Source organism: Candidatus Epulonipiscium sp. (genome assembly GCA_012519205.1).
Taxonomy (GTDB): Bacteria; Bacillota; Clostridia; order Lachnospirales; family Defluviitaleaceae; genus JAAYQR01.
Genome location: JAAYQR010000016.1, coordinates 1 through 20,095, shown reverse-complemented (window position 1 = coordinate 20,095; position 20,095 = coordinate 1). Strand labels below are relative to the sequence as shown.

The following is a 20,095-nucleotide window of genomic DNA, read 5'->3' as shown; positions in this document are numbered from 1 at the left end:
ATTCCTAAGAACTAGGAGGATAATATGAGGCTTAAAGACTTATTACAGGATATAGATTATGAAATACTGCAAGGAAATGCTGATGTTGAAATAGGTTCCATCGCCTATGATTCAAGACAAGTGGGAGGGGATACTCTCTTTATTTGTATTAAGGGATTCAAGGTGGATGGGCATAATTATGCGTTTGATTCTATTAAAAGGGGGGCAGTAGCCCTTATAGTCCAAAAGGAAGTTAAAGACATCCCAAGGGATATTACGGTTATTAAAGTAAGCAATACAAGAAAAGCAATGTCTTACATTGGAGCAGCATTTTATAAATATCCCACAAATAATATTCAATTAATAGGGGTTACAGGAACCAACGGTAAAACCACCACGACGTTTTTAATCGGGAAAATATTAGAAGAACACAATTATAAGGTTGGAATTATTGGAACCATCGAAAACCGAATCGGGGAAAGGGCTGTCGAAGCAGAAAGGACAACACCAGAATCCTTAGATTTGCAGTCCTTGTTCTCTCAAATGAATAAAGAAGATGCAACCCACATTATAATGGAGGTTTCATCCCACGCTCTTGAATTGGATAGGGTAGCTGCTTGTAATTTTGAAGTAGGAATCTTTACAAATCTTACCTTAGATCACCTGGATTTCCATAAAACCATGGAAAACTATAGAAATGCCAAGGGGAAACTTTTCAAAAAGTGTAAATACGGAATTATTAATAGGGATGATCCCCATGCCGAAGAAATTATAAGGCAATCAAATTGTAAGATTATAACTTTTGGAATTGAAAAGGAAGTAGATTTTAGGGCCTATGATATTCAGATGAGCTCTAGGGGAATTCAGTTTACAGTTAACATTGATAATGAAGCTATTAGATTTAAACTAAATACCATTGGAAGATTTAATATATATAATGCTCTAGGAGCCATTGCTTCTGCTTATTATTTAGGAATTCCTGTAATGGTGATTAAAACTGCTCTGGAAAACATGAAGGGAGTCCCAGGGCGGGTTCAAACCATACAAAGCAATTCAGGCTTTAGCATAATAGTAGATTATGCCCATGCCCCAGACGGATTAGAAAATGTACTTAAATCCATTAGAGAGTTTGCAAAAAGGAAAATTATAACCGTATTCGGCTGCGGAGGAGATAGGGATAAAAGTAAGCGACCCATTATGGGGAAAATAGCAGGGATTTACTCTGATTATTGCATTATTACCTCCGATAACCCAAGATCTGAAGAACCAGAAGCAATAATCAATGAGATAGAAGAGGGTATAAGGGAAACGGATTGCCCTTATGAAAAGATAGCAGATAGGAAAAAAGCAATTAAAAAAGCAATCCATAATGCAAGTGAAAATGATATAGTATTAATCGCAGGAAAAGGCCATGAAAACTATCAAATTATCAAAGATAAAGTTCATCATTTTGACGACGCCGAAGAGGTAAGAGCAATTCTTCAGGAGGATAATTCATATGGTTGCAATAAAATTAAGTGAGATTGTTACTGCAGTAAATGGTAGGCTGATTTTAAATGATAATCTAGAAAATGCTGGGGATATAATTATAAAGGAGATAGCTACGGATACAAGAAAAATTTCAGAAGGGGATTTGTTTGTTGCCCTTTCAGGTGAAAAATTCGATGGACATAATTTTATTCCACAGGCATTTGATAAGGGGGCCAAAATTTGTATCAGCAACAGGGAGGATGTAATAGTTCCAAATGATAAAGGATTAATAGTAGTAGAAGATACCAAAGAAGCCCTGATGGATTTAGCGGCATTTTATCGTTCGCTTTTTCCTATTCCGGTTATTGCTATAACAGGAAGTGTTGGAAAGACTAGTACAAAGGATATGATTGCATCCGTAATTGGTGAACGCTATAACATATTAAAGACTCAAGGGAATTTTAACAATGAAATAGGGGTACCTTTAACAGTTTTTAGATTAAATGGACATCATGAAGCAGCAATCATTGAAATGGGTATGAATCATTTTGGAGAAATTCATAATCTTAGCAGGATTGCAAAGCCTGATATAGCAATCATTACAAACATAGGTGTGTCTCATATTGAAAATTTGGGCAGCAGAGAAGGAATTTTAAAAGCTAAAAGTGAAATATTTGATTATGTTCCAAAAGAAGGTATAGCAGTACTTAATGGGGACGATAATTTACTTATAAATCTAAATAGTAAAAGCCCCTTTAATACAATATATTTTGGATTAGGAACCCATAACAATATTTATGCAAAAGATATACATCAAAAAGGAATAACCGGGATAGATGCGGTAGTTGTTTTTGATAATCAAGAAATTCCAATACATATACCCTCTCCAGGGAAACATATGGTTTATAATGCTCTTGTTGCTTTTGCTATTGGGCTTAAATTGGGATTAACCATACAGGAAATAATAAATGGCCTTCTTAAATATAAGGCTTCTGGAATGAGAATGGATATATCCAAAACGAAAAAGGGAATTTATATTATTGATGATGCCTATAATGCAAGCCCACAGTCTATGAAAGCAGCTATTGATGTACTCAGTGAATCAAATGAAGGAAAGAGAAAGATTGCTATATTAGGAGATATGTTGGAAATGGGCAGCTTTTCATCCCAGGCCCATGAGGAAGTAGGAAAATATGTAGCCAAAAGGGACATAGATTATTTATTTTGTATAGGAAATGAGGCAAAACATATTATCCGTGGAGCTATTGATGATGGTATGAGTAATAATAAGGTAAAAATGTTTTCAACTCAGCAGGAACTTTGGAGATACCTAGAAGACTTTATTGCCTATCAGGATATGGTATTGTTTAAGGCATCAAGAGGAATACATCTAGAGGAAACGGTAGAAAAACTAAAAGAGGTGAAGTAACATTATGGATAAAGGAGCAATATATGCGGCACTTATTTCATTTTTGATTAATTTGATATTAAGCCCCATTTTGATTCCCTTTTTAAGCAGACTAAAACTTGGACAGTATGTAAGGGATGACGGGCCAAAAAGCCATTTTAAAAAAGCAGGAACCCCGACCATGGGTGGAATAATAATTCTTATAAGTATTTTACTTACTTCTTTACTATTTATAAAGGGTAATACAGATGGAATAGCGGTTCTACTAGTTACCTTAGGATTCGGCGTTATTGGATTTATAGATGATTTCATTAAAGTAGTTATGAAACGATCTTTAGGTCTAAGGGCATACCAAAAAATAATAGCGCAACTCATTATAACAGGGAGCTTTGCATACTATATTTTATATATATCAGGTATTGGAACAAAAACCCTTATCCCCTTTTCGGGGGGGAAGGAAATGGAGCTTGGTATATGGTGGTTTATACCTTTTTTAGTTGTTACTATGTTAGGTACGGTAAATGGAGTGAATTTGACCGATGGTTTAGATGGTTTAGCTTCTAGTGTTACAGTATTAATTGCCACTTTTTTTACCATTGTAAGCTGGGGAGAAAACAGTAGCATTTTGCCTATAGGGGCTGCAGTTGTTGGGAGTTTACTTGGATTCTTACTTTTTAATTCCCATCCCGCAAAAGTTTTTATGGGGGATACGGGCTCCTTAGCATTAGGGGGATTTGTCGTAGCTACGGCGTTTATCCTTAAAATACCTATATTTATTGCTATTGTTGGAATCATATATTTGATAGAAGCTATTTCAGTAATGCTGCAAGTAGGTTATTTTAAAATGACTCGGGAGCGGATTTTTAAAATGGCCCCTATTCATCATCATTTTGAATTATCTGGGTGGAGTGAAACTAAAGTAGTTTCTGTCTTTTGTATTACTACGGCAATTATGTGCCTAGTAGGACTTTTGGGCTTGGGGATTTAAGTAATTTCATAAAGTGGAGGAATAGCAGTATGATATGGCAGAAGAAAAAAATACTCATTATCGGTATGGCAAGAAGTGGAATAAATTCAGCTAAGCTATGTCGAAGATTAGGAGCAAGGGTAAAAATTCAAGATATGAAAACGAAAGACCAATTGATTACTACTTTAGAAGGTGAGATAAAAGTATTAGAGCAAATGGGAATAGAAATGATACTTGGGGAAGATCCCACAGAAATCATACATTGCCAAGATTTAATTATATTAAGTCCTGGGGTGCCTACGGATTTAAAATTTATAAAAGAGGCAGAAAAACTTAACATACCCATATGGTCGGAAGTAGAACTTGCATATTCCCTATGTCCTGCCCCAATCATTGCTATTACAGGTACCAATGGAAAAACGACCACAACAACACTGGTAGGGGAGATTATGAAAAGATATAATTCCCATGCATTTATTGTGGGTAATATCGGTACTCCATTTACTGAGCAGGTAGGAAATATCAAAAGAGAAAGCTATGTTGTCGCGGAAATCAGTAGTTTTCAATTAGAAACAATACATAGATTTAAACCCAAGATAAGTGCAGTATTAAATATTACTCCTGATCACTTAAATAGACATAAGACATTCGAAAATTATATCGCTACAAAGGAAAGAATTTTTGAAAACCAAGATCAAAGTGATTTTTGTATACTTAATGAAGATGATGAAATATGCAAGAAAATGAAAAGCAAGTCAAAGGCAATGGTGGTATCCTTTAGTAGAAAAAAGGAATTAAATACAGGGGTATTTTTAAAAGATAATAAAATATGGTTGAAACTTTTTGGTGAGGATACAGCTATTTGTGATATTGATGAAATGCGAATATTTGGAAATCACAATATTGAGAATACTTTAGCAGCGGTGGCAATTGCCAGCTGTATTGGGGTACCTGTTAAAATGATTAAGGAAGTTCTCACAAAATTTAAAGGCGTAGAGCATAGAATTGAATATGTGGATAAGATAGATGGGGTAGAATATTATAACGATTCTAAGGCGACCAATGTGGATGCTGCCATTACTGGCATTAGGTCTATGAAAGTTCCTACTGTTTTAATCGGAGGGGGAATGGATAAAGGAGCTGATTTTTCCCAATGGATAGATGAGTTTGGGGATAAGGTTAAAACCTTAATCGTTCTAGGGGAAACTTCTGATAAAATTATTCGCACCGCTAATGAAAAAGGCTTTTATAGTATCAAGAGGGTATCTTCCATAGGGGAGGCAGTGGTTTTAGCTAAGAATTTGGCAGTTGAGGGGGATAATGTTTTACTTTCTCCTGCTTGTGCCAGTTGGGATATGTTTGAAAGTTATGAGGAAAGAGGTAATTTATTTAAGCAGGCGGTTTATGCCTTGAGAGGGTGAATATAGTGGATATTGCGGCATCCAAAAAACACCAAAGAAAAAAAATAAAAAGAACTCAATGTGACTTCACCATTTTATTTACGGTATGTTTGCTGGTTCTATTTGGGGTAATAATGATTTTTAGCTCCAGTTATTACTATGCCTTAAATAATTATAATGATATGTACCACTTTCTAAAAAGACAAATATTATGGTCTATGATTGGATTTTGTGCCATGATTTTTATGATGAACTATGATTATAAGAACTTAAAAATATGGGCAGTACCTTTATATCTTATTTCCCAAGTTCTTTTGGTATTGGTATTGTTTTTAGGTAAGGAAGTTAAGGGACAAAAAAGATGGTTTGGATTTGGAACTGTAGGGTTTCAGCCATCTGAGCTTGCAAAACTCACCCTTATATTCTTTTTAGCATTTCTAATAGTTTACAATCATAATAAGCTAAAAAAGTTTACGGGACTTTTATTTTATCTTATCTTTATTGCAGTTCCTGTGGTTTTGATTGGTATTGCAAACTTAAGTACTGCCATTGTGGTTTTGTTCATAGGAGTAGCTATGCTCTTTGTTGCCAGTCCCAAGGTTTGGTACTTTTTTGTATTTGCTATACCGGTTGCTGCATTTGGTGCAGTTGCTGTTATGCTCCCTCAATTTGCCTATAGATTAAGTAGAATACAAATTTGGAAGGATCCTTGGATTGACCCTACGGGAAAAGGCTATCAGCCTATTCAATCCCTATATGCTGTGGGTTCGGGGGGGTTATTTGGTCTAGGATTAGGGGAAAGTCGGCAAAAGCTTGGGTTTATACCTGAAGCCCATAATGATATAATATTTGCAATTGTTTGTGAGGAACTAGGTCTTATAGGAGCAGCAGTATTGTTGTCCTTATTTTTAGTTTTAATCTGGAGAGGAATTAAAGTTTCCATGAATGCTCCTGATTTATTCGGCTCCTTAGTTTCCATAGGTATAGTATGTATGATAGGAATACAAGTATTAATTAATGTTGCAGTTATTACCAAAACCATACCGACAACAGGAATGCCCCTTCCCTTTATAAGCTACGGAGGCTCTTCCTTATTATTTACTATGGCGGCTATGGGTATATTACTCAATATATCTAGATATTCTAAATTAAATAAATAATAACCCTTTTCTCCTGAAGCTTGATAGAATGCTTACTCTCAGTCACAATTTCTAATCTTATGCATACTATATTTATATATAGGCTTACCTGACAGTTTCAGGAGGTGTCTTTCTTTATGGGCAAATTTTATATAGATGGTGGAAGACGGTTAGAGGGAAGGCTCCGCGTCCAAGGAGGGAAAAACGCGGTTCTTCCTATTATTGCTGCAACCGTTTTAAATGGGGATATTAGTTATATACAGGACTGTCCTCAAATACTGGATGTGTTTACCATGATTCGCATTCTTGAAAGTATTGGGTGCAATGTAAGATGGGATGATAAAACCTTAATCGTTGATTCTACAACAATTTCCTCTTATGAAGTTCCCGAAGATTTGGTTAGGGAAATGCGTTCTTCTATTGTTTTACTTGGTTCTATTCTGGGAAGATGCAAAAAAATTGTTATTTCATATCCTGGTGGGTGCCCATTAGGCCCTAGACCCATCGATTTACACCTAAAGGCATTAAAAAAACTAGGAGTTCAAATTAAAGAAGAACATGGTTTTATTATTTGTGAAGCTCCAAAATTAGTTGGCTCCAAAATTCATTTGGATTTTCCTAGCGTGGGAGCAACTGAAAATATTATGTTAGCGGCTGTCTTAGCTGAAGGAACAACAACTATTTATAATGCTGCAAAGGAACCAGAAATCAAGGATTTGCAAAATTTTTTAAACGGTATGGGCGCTAAGGTATCAGGAGCATCAACCGATGTAATTTACATTGAAGGGATAAAGTCCTTAAAAAAGGTAGAGCATAAGGTTATTCCCGATAGAATTGTAGTAGGGACCTATCTTGCGGCAGCGGCAATTACCGGTGGAGAGGTTCAGCTTACAAACGTTGACGCCAACCATATCCAAGCGATTACGTCCAAATTAAGAGAAATTGGATGTAGGATTATAGAAGAAAAAGATAGCATATATTTGAAGGCACCAAAACAATTAAAAAGTTTAGATATTATCCGTACCCAGCCATATCCCGGATTTCCAACAGATATGCAGGCCCAAATGATGGCTATACTTACAGTTGCCAGGGGCACAAGCATTATTACAGAAACTGTTTTTGAATCAAGGTATAAACATGCGGAAGAACTTATAAGAATGGGAGCAGATATAACCTTAGAAGGGCGAACAGCAATCATCAAGGGTGTTAAAGATCTTACGGGAACTACCGTATGTGCTAAGGATTTAAGAGGTGGGGCTGCATTAATTATAGCGGGTCTTATTTCAGAAGGGATTACGGTAGTTGAAGGTGCTAAGCATATCATTAGGGGATATGAGCAAATAGATAAGGATTTAAATTCACTAGGGGCGAAAATACAAAAAAGCTTTTAGATTAAAATACAAGGGTGAAAACTATGGGAAAAACTATTGCAATTAAAAATTATAAAAAACAGCCAAAAACCATGAGGTTTTTAATTCTAATTATTTTAATTGTGATTTTTATGCTAGCCATATTTATCTCTCCAGTCTTTTCAATAAGGCAAATACTACTACATGGAAATGAACACTATTCGAAAGAAGAGATTATTGAAAAGATGGGTATTAAGGTGGGGGAAAATATATTTTTATTCAAAAAAGACAAGGCATATAAAGCCCTTTTAGACGATTCCTATATAGAAATGGTTCAGATATCTATTCATTGGCCTAATACGATAGAGGTTAAAATCAATGAAAGAAAACCCATAGGATATGTTCCTTATTTAGGGACATATCTTTATATAGATAAAGATGGACGAGTCTTAGAAACCTGCGAAACCTATAAAAAAAATCTCCCTATAGTTCAGGGATTGGTATTTGATTCTTTTAAAGTAGGGCAAGTGATTCCTGTTAACAATCAAATATCTTTAGATGTGGTAGCAACTATGGCACAGATGATGATAAAATATAATATATTACAAGATGTAGTAAAGGTTGATATAAGCGACTTTAGAGATATTCATATATACGTAAAAAGGCTAGATGTATCTATTGGCGGGATGGAGCAATTTGACAAGAAGATTCAATGGTTGATTCAAATCATGGATGTATATGATATGGGTAAAGTAGATTTGATTAATATTGATAAAGGTAGGGCAGTTTTTTCGCCACTTACATAGAAAATTAATTTAAAGGCATTTTATTATTGAATATAAGTAAAAAAACCTTTATTATAGACATATGGTATAAAAAGATTACAAATTTAATCTATACTATACTAAATTAATCTTTAGAACTAGATATTATCAAAATATTTACTTAGGATAAATTATAATAGAAAAAATTAATGCTTTAGTGTATAATCATAATAAGTATCCAATGATTAGAGAAGGGGGATTTGCGGTGCTGGAATTTGACATGACACAGGACCATGTAGCACAGATTAAGGTAATTGGTGTAGGTGGTGGCGGTAACAACGCTGTTGATCGAATGATAGAAGAGGATTTAAAAGGTGTTGAATTTATCACTGTAAATACAGATCGACAGGCATTAGGTCGTTCGAAAGCTACGACTAAGATACAAATAGGCGAAAAGGTAACTAGAGGATTAGGAGCTGGTGCCAATCCCGAGATTGGAAATAAGTCTGCAGAGGAAAGCCGGGAAGAAATTTTAGAGTCCATAAAAGGTGCTGATATGATTTTTGTCACTGCAGGAATGGGTGGAGGAACCGGCACAGGGGCGGCCCCTGTTATTGCAAAAATTGCAAAGGACGAAGGCATACTTACTGTAGGTGTCGTTACAAAACCTTTTGGATTCGAAGGTCGTAAGAGAATGGCTAATGCAGAGAATGGAATATCAGAGTTAAAACAAAATGTTGATACTTTAGTGATTATTCCTAATGATAAGCTCTTACATATCATCGATAAGAAGACAACAATGATTGATGCATTCAAAAAAGCTGATGAGGTGCTACGCCAAGGGGTACAGGGGATTTCAGATTTGATTTCTAACCCGGGGATTATTAATCTTGACTTTGCGGATGTAAGAACGATTATGTCCGATAAGGGAATCGCCCATATGGGAATTGGACGAGCAACAGGAGAGAACAAAACCGAAATGGCAGCAAAAGCAGCCATCCATAGTCCATTACTTGATACCAGTATTGATGGAGCAAAGGGTGTTCTAATTAATATTAGTGGGGGTTCAAGCCTAGGATTACTAGAAGCCAATGAAGCTGCGAATCTTATTCGGGAATCAGTAGACCCCGAAGCAGAAATTATATTTGGTACTACTATCAATGATGATCTAGGGGATGAGGTAATCGTTACGGTCATAGCTACGGGTTTTGAAAATGATTTTTCCAAGGCAATAAAGGCTCAAAAAATAGAAAGTACCAATACATTAAATACGCTTCCCAAGGAGGAAGTTAAAAACACACATATTGTTTCGGACAAGATGGATGAATCCAGTTTTATAGATATTCCTATTTTTCTACAGAGAAGAAGAAAATAATATTAAAAAAGATATGATTAAGGTCATATCTTTTTTTTAATATTCAGATGTTTTTACAAAAAGTGGTTTACAGATTGTATATAATGGATAAAGGAAAAGGATTTAGTATTTAAAATCTGATTTTAAGAGACAGTTTTGCAAAATATTGAATTGAAGGTATATATGGAATGCAAATTAGTATATATAGAATATACAGCATTATAAATGGGGGGATTATAGGTATGAAGCAGCCATTTCAGATAGAAATATATGCAGATATTTTGTTTTTGCTTAATTTCGTTATGGATTATTTCATTTTATGGATTGTAAGTAAAATGATTAAGCAAAAAGTAACATATAAAAGATTATTAGGTGGAGCATTTATTGGGGCACTTTTATATTGTTTGATGATTTTTATCCCTATATTTAGGAATACCTATAATATGATTAGCATTGTATTGCTCCCAATGATTCCCCTAATGCTTACTTATAAACCTAAGTCCTTTAAACAGCTAATTAAAATTTTTATCTTATTTCACGGTACGGCATTTGCTCTCGGAGGGGCAGGGATTGCCTTGTTTTATTATTTGAATATTAGTAAGGTCATCGAAGATGTCCTTAGATTTAATATAGATAATTTCCCCATAGTGTTACTGATTGTATCTTGTATCTTATCCTATGCTTTTATAAAGTTAATATGGTTTTGGATTAGAAAGGTTTCTAATAAGGAAGGAATCGTTTACCCGATTAAAGTTTATTTTGAGGGGATGAAAATAGATGCAACTGCACTTCTAGATACTGGTAATGCACTATATGACCCTTTTAGCCAAAGCCCCGTTATCGTAATTGAATTTTCAACTGTAAAAGGATTCTTACCCGATAACATCAGGGAATTGTTTAATGAAAAAAAAGAAAATGACTTAAACTTGCTTTTTCACTCTATTACACAAACATCTATAGGTTCTAAAATAAGAATGATACCTTTTTCCAGCTTAGGTATGCCTAATGGAATGCTTTTAGGGTTTAGACCTGATCAGGTTGAAATTATAGAGCAGGATAATACTTGTACAGTTTTAAAAGATATAGTTATAGGCATATATAACCAAAGACTTTCACAAGACAATAAATATCAAGCCCTGCTTCATCCTGATGTACTTCATAAGATTGCATAAATTATATAAATTAGGGGGAGAACAAGTGAATATATTATATGGATTTAAACTTAAATTTCAGTATTTTTGTCACCACCTATTGGATTTATTAGGGTTAAGAAAAGAGGATTCTATATATTATATAGGAGGAAATGAAGTATTGCCTCCACCCCTAAATAGGGATGAAGAAGACCTTTTGATTAATCAACTAGGAGGGGAAGATGACTTACATGTAAAATCAGTGCTCATAGAAAGGAATCTTAGATTGGTGGTATATATAGCTAGAAAGTTCGAAAATACTGGAATAGGGGTGGAAGATTTAATATCTATCGGTACAATAGGGCTTATAAAGGCAATCAATACCTTTAAACCGGATAAAAAGATTAAATTGGCTACCTACGCCTCAAGATGCATAGAAAATGAAATACTTATGTATCTTAGAAGAACAAATAAACTAAAAACAGAAATTTCTATAGACGAACCTTTAAATGTGGATTGGGATGGAAATGAATTGCTTCTTTCCGATATACTAGGAACCGACCCAGACATTATTTATAGAAGTATAGAGGATGAAGTGGATAAGGATTTGCTCAAAAGGGCTATGAATAAGTTATCAAATAGGGAAAAAGAAATAGTCGAACTTAGATTTGGATTAACTAGTGAGGGAAAGGAAAAAACTCAAAAGGAAGTTGCGGATATGTTGGGGATTTCTCAGTCTTATATTTCAAGATTAGAGAAAAAAATCATATGCAGATTAAAAAAGGAAATAAATAGAATGAACTGACCTATATGTATAAATTAGTTTTCTCTGGTAATCATTTTTAGTAGATGTAATTTTATAATACTGGAGGGAACGGCATGGCAATCAACAAGGTAGAGATATGCGGTGTAAATACTTCAAAATTACCTATTCTTAGTAATGAAGAAAAAGATAAATTATTTAAGAGAATCTTAGAAGGAGATAGGGAAGCAAGAGAAGCATATATTAGGGGAAATCTTAGATTGGTTTTAAGTGTAATTCAAAGATTTAATAATAGAGGAGAACATGTGGATGATTTATTCCAGGTGGGCTGTATAGGTCTAATGAAAGCCATAGATAATTTTGATATAACACAAAATGTTCGTTTTTCAACCTATGCAGTGCCCATGATTATAGGGGAAATAAGAAGATACCTAAGGGACAATAATTCAATAAGGGTTAGTAGATCTCTCCGCGATACGGCATATAAGGCTTTGCAAGCCAAAGAAAGGTTAATTAACAAAAATTCTAAAGAACCTACTATCACAGAGATTGCAAAGGAGTTAGGTCTTCCCAAGGAAGATGTTGTTTTTGCTCTAGATGCAATACAAGATCCTATATCACTATTTGAGCCAGTTTATCATGATGGGGGAGATGCCCTTTATATCATGGACCAAGTAAGTGACGATAAAAGTCAGGATGAAATATGGCTTGAAAACATTGCTTTAAATGAGGCAATGAAAAGATTAAATGACAGGGAAAAGCATATCCTTTCCCTTAGATTTTTTGAAGGGAAAACCCAAATGGAGGTAGCAGATGAAATAGGTATTTCACAGGCGCAGGTTTCAAGATTAGAAAAAACAGCCCTTAAACATATGAGAAAGTATATATAATAGCACTTATAAATAATATAAAAGCACAAATATAAAACGCACTATGGGATTTGTATCATAGTGCGTTTTATATTTGCTGGGGCATGAATATAATTATAATAATGATATAGGAGGTGAATACTTTGGTTAGAATTTACGATATGAAGCAAAAAGAAGTTATTAGTACAATAGATGGGTCGCGTTTGGGCTACATATGCGATATTGAGGTAGATTTAAATGAGGGAAGAATTAAAAAAATTATAGTACCGGGGCCTGGAAGGGTCTTGGGGTTCTTTGGAAAGGATATGGAATATCAAATCTCTTGGGGTCGGATAAGAAAAATAGGGGAGGATATTATTTTAGTAGATGTAGTGGGGGATGATGTACTAATAGAATCAGATTATTAATAGTGAAAAATGACTATAATAAAAATAAAAAAGCATTTGACCAACAACATTTTGTGTTTTATACTTTAATAAAACACAAAATGTTGTTATATAAGGAGGAAATTAATGCGATGCCCTTTTTGTAATAGTGAATATATTAAAGTAATTGATTCAAGACCATCTGAGGAAAATAACTGTATCAGGAGGAGGAGGCAATGCGAAAAATGTGAAAAACGATTTACCACATACGAAAAGATAGAAACCATACCTATAATGGTAATTAAAAAAGGTGGAATAAGAGAACTATTTGATAGAAATAAGATACTAAACGGTATCGTTAAATCATGTAATAAAAGAAATATTTCGGTACAGCAGATGGAAGAAATCGTAGATGATATAGAAAATACCATATTAAATACTTTAAATAAAGAAATTAGTAGTGCTCAAATAGGGGAATTAGTAATGGAAAAACTTAAGGTTATTGATGAGGTTGCCTATGTTAGATTTGCCTCTGTATATAGGCAATTTAAAGATATCAATACATTTATGGATGAACTTACGAGATTATTAGATGCAAAGCAAATGAAATAGGGGGACAATTATGTTAATGCAAATCAGAAAACGCGATGGTAGAATTGTAGAATTTAATGAAGAAAAGATTGCAACAGCAATTTATAAAGCGGCTATGGCAGTTGGAGGACATAATTATCAAACTGCTAAAGAATTAAGCAGAGATGTTATAGAATATATAGTAAACACTTTTCCACGAAATGATCTTCCAGATGTGGAGACCATACAAGATGGCGTGGAGAAAGTATTGATTGAAAAGGGCCATGCTAAAACGGCTAAATCTTATATTTTATATAGGGCTGCGAGAACAAGAACAAGAGAAAGCCAAACAAGGCTAATGAAAACTTATCATGGAATTACATATGAAGAAGCAGAAGAAAACAATTTAATGAGGGAAAATGCAAATGTAGATGGAAATACAGCTATGGGTGCAATGTTAAAATATGGTTCGGAAGGGGCAAAAGAATTTTATCATCTACATGTATTAAATGCGGACCATTCCAAGGCTCATCAAGATGGGAAAATTCATATACACGATATGGATTTTTTAACTTTAACAATGACCTGCTGTCAAATTGATATAGTCAAATTATTTAAGAATGGATTTTCTACAGGTCACGGCTATTTAAGAGAACCTCAAGATATCTCTAGTTATGCGGCCTTAGCAGCCATTGCTATCCAAAGCAACCAAAATGACATGCATGGGGGGCAATCCATTCCTAATTTTGACTATGGACTGGCAAAAGGGGTAGAAAAATCATATATTAAATTATATAAATCCAATTTATGCAAGGCCTTGGAATTCTTATTAGAGGTGCCCTTTGATAAAGCGAAAGAGGTTGTAGAAGAATGTACAAAAGTAGCAATTCATAAAACAGGAATTAATCCTCAATTAGAAATGAAATCTGAATACATTCTTGTAGAGCTTGAGTTAATTAAAGAAAAACTTGAAGCATACAATCAAGAAGAATTAGTAGTAAAAGCCCAAAAGTTTGCTTCAAAGCATGCGGCAAGGGAGGTTGATGAAAGGACTTTTCAAGCTATGGAAGGTTTTATACATAATCTTAATACAATGCATGTGCGACACGTTGGCTAATGAAAAGTTGGCCCAAGGGATTAGAACTTGTGTCTTGAGATGTAGAATGATAGGGTAACGCCTTGAAATGCACCTCTAATACTCCGACTAGCAAAGAGTTAGATAATAAACTCGATGTTAGAAGCTCGGTGAAGTCAGTTGAGAGCTACCGTAAGTTAAACACGAAAGTCGCTTAGAGGTAAGCGATGTAGCCTATAGACTGGGAGTCCATAAAACGGATATGGTTAGGATTTGCCTTTGCAAAGCAACGACGAACCTTCGAAATAAAATGCCTATAGTATAGTGTGTAGAAATGCACATAGCTCGCCAAGTCGAGCGTTATAAGTGGTTGAGTAAGATAGTGCATTATGAAAGACCATTAACCCTTATAGGGGGTTAGCTCAAGAGGCTTATAACAGGTATATAGAAGGAACCTAAGTCCATATGTAAGGATAGAGACACAGGAACGTGGAAAGCTTAGAGCGTGGAGATATTATCGTCTGTGAAACGTTGACATGGAAAAGCATATGCTAAACATGTCTTAATCTAAGTGAGAGTAGAGGCACAGTACCTACGAAGCAGTGATAATAAACTGTGGAGGGATGGCCTCAAGTCAGGTTAATTCAAACTGGTAAAGTTAAAAGTAATCATAAGGTTCAATTTCTTAGTTTGATTTAATTTGATGGAGCGCCGCATGAGCTGAAAGGCTCACGTGCGGTGCGGAGTGGGGGAAAAGACAGAGATAATTTCAAAGTCTTACCTATCACTATTCAAGAGCAGGAGCACAAGTTCCTTTTAGTAGCATCAACTTTGGAACGGATATATCCCCCGAAGGACGAATGGTTTCTAAAAACTTTTTATTAGCGGCGGAAAGGGGTCTTGGAAATGGGGAAACTCCGATATTTCCCATATCCATATTTAAAATCAAAAAAGGTGTTTCTTATGAGAAAGAAGACCCTAATTATGATTTGTTTAAATTAGCTTGCAGGGTAAGTGCAAAGCGTCTTTTTCCTAATTTTAGTTTTTTAGATGCTCCATTTAATAAGGTGTATTATGATAAATACGGAACAGAAGGGGAAGTAGCCTATATGGGCTGTAGAACTAGGGTGGCAGCTAATAATTACGATTCTACCCGCGAGATTACATATGGTAGGGGGAATTTAAGCTTTACCTCTATTAACCTTCCTTATATTGCAATAACTTCAAAGAAAAATATAAATACTTTTTTTGAAAAACTAGATGGAACCATTGATTTGGTCATAGCACAATTATTAGAAAGGTTTGAAATTCAAGCTAAAAAGAAGGCTAAAAACTTTCCATTTTTAATGGGACAAAAAATTTGGATTGATTCTGAAAACCTAAAAAGGGACGATGAGATTAGAGAAATAATTAAGCATGGAACATTAACCATGGGATTCATTGGTTTAGCTGAAACACTAAAAGCCCTTATAGGAAAACACCATGGAGAATCTCAAAAGGCTCAAGAACTAGGATTAGAAATCGTTGCCCATATGAGGAAACGTATGGATGAGGCAAGTGAAAAATTCGGGCTAAATTTTTCACTTATTGCTTCTCCGGCAGAGGGGTTATCAGGGAGATTCACAGCTATCGATAAAAGTCGATTTGGAATTATCGATGGGGTGACCAATAGGGATTATTATACAAACTCCTTCCATGTACCTGTATATTACTCAATTTCAGCATATGATAAAATCCAAATTGAGGCTCCCTATCATGAATTATGTAATGGAGGACATATTACCTATGTGGAATTAGATGGAGATCCATTAAAAAACTTAGATGCCTTTGAAGTAATAGTTAGGGCAATGGCTGAGGCAGGGGTGGGCTACGGCTCTATTAATCATCCTGTAGATAGGGATCCTATATGTGGTTATAATGGAATTTTAGATAATGAATGCCCACAATGTGGACGACATGATGGTGAAGATAATATATACTTTGAAAGAATACGCCGCATTACGGGGTATTTAGTGGGAGACTTAGATAGATGGAATGATGGAAAAAGAGCAGAAGAAAGAGAACGGGTAAAGCATAGCATTTAAAGCAGCTACTTAATTTAAAAAAACATCTTAAAAAGACTTATTAAAGGACATAATAAGTCTTTTTAAGACTTTAAATTACTTATGGATAAGACTTGAATATTAATACACGTTACTTTATAATTAACATACATATTGCTTTAATTTTAGATAAATTAAACTTATGGATAACTTACCAAGGGGGAGATAAATTATGAAGTATGGATATTTTGATGAGAACAATAAGGAATACATAATTACTAAACCCGATACCCCGGCTCCATGGGTAAACTACTTAGGTTCTCCGGAATATGGAGCGATTATTTCCAACAATGCAGGTGGATACAGCTTTGTAAAATCAGGAGCAAATGGAAGAATCCTAAGATATAGATTCAATTCTATTGATATGGATCAACCAGGAAGATACATATACATAAGGGATAAAGATAGTAAAGATTACTGGAGTACTTCCTGGCAGCCCGTAGGAAAGGATTTGGAAAACTATCAAAGTGAATGTCACCATGGAACAGCATATACAAATATGCTTGCGAGATATGACAATATCGAAACAAAGACTCTATACTATGTTCCCCTTGATAAGACTTATGAAGTATGGAGACTCCAAATTACTAATAATGATAGCAAGGAAAGGAAATTATCAATATTCGGTTCTGTAGAATTTACCAATGACGATAATTATGAACAAGATAGTGTGAATTTACAATATACTCAGTTTATCTCAAGGACCGAATATAAAAACAATAAAATCATTCAGCATATCAATGAATATGTAAAGAAAAACAACACCAATACCAATGGAGCTACTGGGGGTCAAAGGTTTTTTGGGGCAGTTGGTTTTCCTGTATGTGCTTATAACGGGGATAGGGATACCTTTATAGGGGAATATAGAAATTATTCCAATCCCATAGAAGTAGTTAATGGCCAATGCAGTAATTCCCTAAACTATAATACAAATTCCTGTGGAGTATTGCAGATTGATGTTGACTTAATGCCGGGAGAAACTAAGGAATTGGCTTTTTTACTAGGGGCTTACGGTAGTGAGGAAGCAGATAAAATAATGAATTTATATAGTAATTTAAACATTATAGAAGAAGAATTAAAAGAACTAAAAGACCATTGGCATGGAAAACTAGATAATCTCCAAATTAAAACTCCTGATGAAAATTTCAATAATATGATAAATACATGGAATTCTTATCAGTGTTTTATAACATTCATTTGGTCAAGGGCAGCATCTTTTATATATTGTGGCCTTAGAAATGGATATGGCTATAGGGATACAGTACAAGATATACAGGGTATTATTCACTTAGACCCAGAACTTGCAGCAAATAAGATTCGTTTCATGTTGTCGGCACAAGTTGATAATGGGGGAGGACTCCCACTTGTTAAATTTAATCATAATGCAGGTCATGAAAACACCCCTGATGACCCCGAATATGTTAAAGAAACGGGACATCCTTTTTATAGGGCGGACGATGCATTATGGCTATTTCCGACAATCCTAAAATATGTTAATGAAAGTGGCAATCGCAATTTTATAGATGAAGTGATTCCCTTTGCTAATAAAGGGGTAGGAACAGTGTATGAGCATTTAAAACGAGCTATTAATTTTAGCATGGAAAGATTAGGTACCCATGGAATGCCAGCAGGACTGCATGCAGATTGGAATGATTGCTTAAGAATGGGACCAAAAGGAGAATCAACCTTTGTGGCCCTTCAACTTTACTACGCTATTAGGATTTTGAAAGATTTTGCAATCGGAAAAGAAGATAAGGATTATGTAGACTATCTAGAAAAAATTCAAGAAGAATTAGGAAATGCTATTCATACATATTGTTGGGAAGAGGATAGATTCATAAGAGGCATAAGAGAAGATGGTATAGTTGTTGGTTCTAAGAATGATAAGGAAGCAAGTATGTGGCTTAATCCCCAAAGTTGGTCCATAATTAGTGGATTTGCCGATGAAAACCAAGCAAAACTAGCTCTTGATAATGTTTATAATATCTTAAATACTGAGTATGGGGTAATGGTTATGTATCCACCTTATAAAAATCATGCCTTCGATGGGGCATTAATGCTTCTATTTAACCCTTGTACGAAGGAAAATGGGGGGATATTTTCTCAACCACAGGGCTGGATTATATTGGCAGAAACAATGGTGGGGAATGGAAACAGGGCATATGAATATTATAAAAAATGTAATCCTGCTAGTATGAATGATAAAGCGGAAGTAAGAAAGTTAGAACCTTATGCCCATGGTCAGTTTATAGAAGGAAAAGATAGTCCTTATGAGGGTCGTGCCCATGTGCATTGGCTAACGGGTACAGCTTCTACAGTTATGGTAGGATGTGTAGAAGGAATATTAGGAATGAAACCTAGTTTAGATGGAATCACTATTGACCCTTGTATACCATCGGACTGGAAGGAGATTTCGATTTACAAAAACTTCAGAGGAAAGAAATTAAATATATTGGTTAAAAATGAAAATGGTAGTCAAAAAGGAATAAAAGAAACATATCTTAATGGAACTAAGTTAGAAACTAATTTTATATCTGTAAATGAATTAAAAGAAACCAATGAAGTATTGTTAATTATGTAATATAAAACTAAAGGACACCTCCATATTGTCACAAATTTTGTAGCAAATAATATAATGAAATTACAAGTGGCAATAGGAGGTGTATCAGTTGAAAATTAGTTTAATTACAATTTTAGAGGCAATTATACTCACCTCAGCATTATCTATGGATGCATTTGTAGCTAGTTTTGCTTATGGGAGTAACAAAATCAAAATACCGATGCTATCTGTTCAGATTATTAATACTATATGCAGCACCATGCTAGGAATATCGCTTATAATAGGCACCTTAATTAAACAGTATATTCCCGATTGGCTTACGGCAATAGTTTGCTTTATTATTTTATTTGTATTAGGTATTATAAAACTATTAGATAGCATTATAAAGTCAGTAATAAGAAGGTATAATAATTTTAATAAGGAAATAGAATTTTCGGCATTTAACCTTAAATTTATATTGAACTTGTACGCAAACCCAGAAGAGGCTGATATTGACTCTTCAAGGACAATTTCGTCAAAGGAGGCGACTTCTTTGGCAATTGCATTATCATTGGATGGACTAGTAGTTGGATTCGGGACTGTCCTTGGAAATATGAATGGAATTGTTGTCTTTATAGCCTCCCTTGTTACCGGTATTATAGCGATTATGCTAGGGGGCTATATAGGTAATAAAATTGCAGGGAAACTCCCATTTAATCTATCATGGTTAAGTGGCATCTTGTTAATAGTCTTAGCATTCTTAAAATTATAATGATGATTTATATAATTATCAAAATATGCTTTAGTGTTGTCTAACCATAGTTTATGGATGCGTGCAAATCTTGCACGCTT

The 20,095-nt window shown here is 34.6% G+C and carries 17 protein-coding genes; all 17 read left to right on the top strand.

From position 1 onward, the window contains the following. The first annotated feature begins 24 nt into the window (after positions 1-24). The 17 genes from GX308_04925 to GX308_04845 all read left to right on the top strand — a co-directional run bounded on the left by GX308_04925 (position 25) and on the right by GX308_04845 (position 20,015). On the top strand, positions 25-1,500 hold the full coding sequence (locus GX308_04925; GenBank protein NLK21418.1) for a UDP-N-acetylmuramoyl-L-alanyl-D-glutamate--2,6-diaminopimelate ligase: 1,476 nt from the start codon (positions 25-27) through the stop codon (positions 1,498-1,500). Continuing rightward, complete coding sequence (locus GX308_04920) at positions 1,478-2,878, top strand: UDP-N-acetylmuramoyl-tripeptide--D-alanyl-D-alanine ligase (GenBank protein ID NLK21417.1); 1,401 nt, start codon at positions 1,478-1,480, stop codon at positions 2,876-2,878. The genes GX308_04925 and GX308_04920 overlap by 23 nt, the downstream gene beginning before the upstream one ends. A gap of 4 nt (positions 2,879-2,882) precedes the next feature. Further along, a complete protein-coding gene (locus tag GX308_04915; protein NLK21416.1) occupies positions 2,883-3,845 on the top strand; it encodes a phospho-N-acetylmuramoyl-pentapeptide-transferase in 963 nt (320 codons plus the stop codon). A 29-nt stretch (positions 3,846-3,874) separates the two neighbouring features. Next, positions 3,875-5,245, top strand: a complete 1,371-nt coding sequence (locus tag GX308_04910) for a UDP-N-acetylmuramoyl-L-alanine--D-glutamate ligase (protein ID NLK21415.1) — start codon at positions 3,875-3,877, stop codon at positions 5,243-5,245. A gap of 5 nt (positions 5,246-5,250) precedes the next feature. Next, a complete protein-coding gene (gene ftsW / locus GX308_04905; protein ID NLK21414.1) occupies positions 5,251-6,384 on the top strand; it encodes a putative lipid II flippase FtsW in 1,134 nt (377 codons plus the stop codon). Between the two features lie 116 nt (positions 6,385-6,500). After that, positions 6,501-7,754: a UDP-N-acetylglucosamine 1-carboxyvinyltransferase gene (gene murA / locus GX308_04900; protein ID NLK21413.1), complete on the top strand. Its 1,254-nt coding sequence runs from the start codon at positions 6,501-6,503 to the stop codon at positions 7,752-7,754. 23 nt (positions 7,755-7,777) lie between these two features. Further along, a complete protein-coding gene (locus GX308_04895) occupies positions 7,778-8,518 on the top strand; it encodes an FtsQ-type POTRA domain-containing protein (GenBank protein ID NLK21412.1) in 741 nt (246 codons plus the stop codon). 223 nt (positions 8,519-8,741) lie between these two features. Continuing rightward, the gene (ftsZ, locus tag GX308_04890) at positions 8,742-9,851 is read left to right on the top strand and encodes a cell division protein FtsZ (GenBank protein ID NLK21411.1); all 1,110 of its coding nucleotides are present in this window, start codon (positions 8,742-8,744) and stop codon (positions 9,849-9,851) included. Positions 9,852-10,072: 221 nt separating this feature from the next. Next, a complete protein-coding gene (spoIIGA, locus tag GX308_04885; protein ID NLK21410.1) occupies positions 10,073-11,002 on the top strand; it encodes a sigma-E processing peptidase SpoIIGA in 930 nt (309 codons plus the stop codon). After that, on the top strand, positions 10,980-11,765 hold the full coding sequence (gene sigE / locus GX308_04880) for an RNA polymerase sporulation sigma factor SigE (protein ID NLK21409.1): 786 nt from the start codon (positions 10,980-10,982) through the stop codon (positions 11,763-11,765). The genes spoIIGA and sigE overlap by 23 nt, the downstream gene beginning before the upstream one ends. Before the next feature lie 74 nt (positions 11,766-11,839). Continuing rightward, positions 11,840-12,613, top strand: a complete 774-nt coding sequence (sigG, locus tag GX308_04875) for an RNA polymerase sporulation sigma factor SigG (GenBank protein ID NLK21408.1) — start codon at positions 11,840-11,842, stop codon at positions 12,611-12,613. 122 nt (positions 12,614-12,735) lie between these two features. Next, the gene (locus GX308_04870; protein ID NLK21407.1) at positions 12,736-12,999 is read left to right on the top strand and encodes a YlmC/YmxH family sporulation protein; all 264 of its coding nucleotides are present in this window, start codon (positions 12,736-12,738) and stop codon (positions 12,997-12,999) included. Between the two features lie 105 nt (positions 13,000-13,104). Continuing rightward, the gene (gene nrdR, locus GX308_04865; GenBank protein NLK21406.1) at positions 13,105-13,569 is read left to right on the top strand and encodes a transcriptional repressor NrdR; all 465 of its coding nucleotides are present in this window, start codon (positions 13,105-13,107) and stop codon (positions 13,567-13,569) included. Positions 13,570-13,579: 10 nt separating this feature from the next. Beyond that, a complete protein-coding gene (locus GX308_04860; GenBank protein ID NLK21405.1) occupies positions 13,580-14,644 on the top strand; it encodes a hypothetical protein in 1,065 nt (354 codons plus the stop codon). Positions 14,645-15,426: 782 nt separating this feature from the next. Next, positions 15,427-16,686: an anaerobic ribonucleoside-triphosphate reductase gene (gene nrdD / locus GX308_04855; protein NLK21404.1), complete on the top strand. Its 1,260-nt coding sequence runs from the start codon at positions 15,427-15,429 to the stop codon at positions 16,684-16,686. A gap of 190 nt (positions 16,687-16,876) precedes the next feature. Continuing rightward, positions 16,877-19,285 (top strand): N,N'-diacetylchitobiose phosphorylase, encoded by a 2,409-nt coding sequence (locus tag GX308_04850; protein NLK21403.1) that lies wholly within the window; start codon positions 16,877-16,879, stop codon positions 19,283-19,285. 145 nt (positions 19,286-19,430) lie between these two features. Continuing rightward, complete coding sequence (locus tag GX308_04845; GenBank protein NLK21402.1) at positions 19,431-20,015, top strand: hypothetical protein; 585 nt, start codon at positions 19,431-19,433, stop codon at positions 20,013-20,015. Positions 20,016-20,095: the final 80 nt, after the last annotated feature.

Coding starts and splice junctions, on each gene's coding strand:
- GX308_04910 (NLK21415.1), top strand. CDS start 3,875: ATGATATGGCAGAAGAAAAAAATACTCATTATCGGTATGGCAAGAAGT.
- GX308_04920 (NLK21417.1), top strand. CDS start 1,478: ATGGTTGCAATAAAATTAAGTGAGATTGTTACTGCAGTAAATGGTAGG.
- GX308_04850 (NLK21403.1), top strand. CDS start 16,877: ATGAAGTATGGATATTTTGATGAGAACAATAAGGAATACATAATTACT.
- murA (NLK21413.1), top strand. CDS start 6,501: ATGGGCAAATTTTATATAGATGGTGGAAGACGGTTAGAGGGAAGGCTC.
- GX308_04895 (NLK21412.1), top strand. CDS start 7,778: ATGGGAAAAACTATTGCAATTAAAAATTATAAAAAACAGCCAAAAACC.
- GX308_04845 (NLK21402.1), top strand. CDS start 19,431: ATGGATGCATTTGTAGCTAGTTTTGCTTATGGGAGTAACAAAATCAAA.
- sigG (NLK21408.1), top strand. CDS start 11,840: ATGGCAATCAACAAGGTAGAGATATGCGGTGTAAATACTTCAAAATTA.
- GX308_04915 (NLK21416.1), top strand. CDS start 2,883: ATGGATAAAGGAGCAATATATGCGGCACTTATTTCATTTTTGATTAAT.
- nrdR (NLK21406.1), top strand. CDS start 13,105: ATGCGATGCCCTTTTTGTAATAGTGAATATATTAAAGTAATTGATTCA.
- GX308_04860 (NLK21405.1), top strand. CDS start 13,580: ATGTTAATGCAAATCAGAAAACGCGATGGTAGAATTGTAGAATTTAAT.
- GX308_04925 (NLK21418.1), top strand. CDS start 25: ATGAGGCTTAAAGACTTATTACAGGATATAGATTATGAAATACTGCAA.
- sigE (NLK21409.1), top strand. CDS start 10,980: ATGTACTTCATAAGATTGCATAAATTATATAAATTAGGGGGAGAACAA.
- spoIIGA (NLK21410.1), top strand. CDS start 10,073: ATGAAGCAGCCATTTCAGATAGAAATATATGCAGATATTTTGTTTTTG.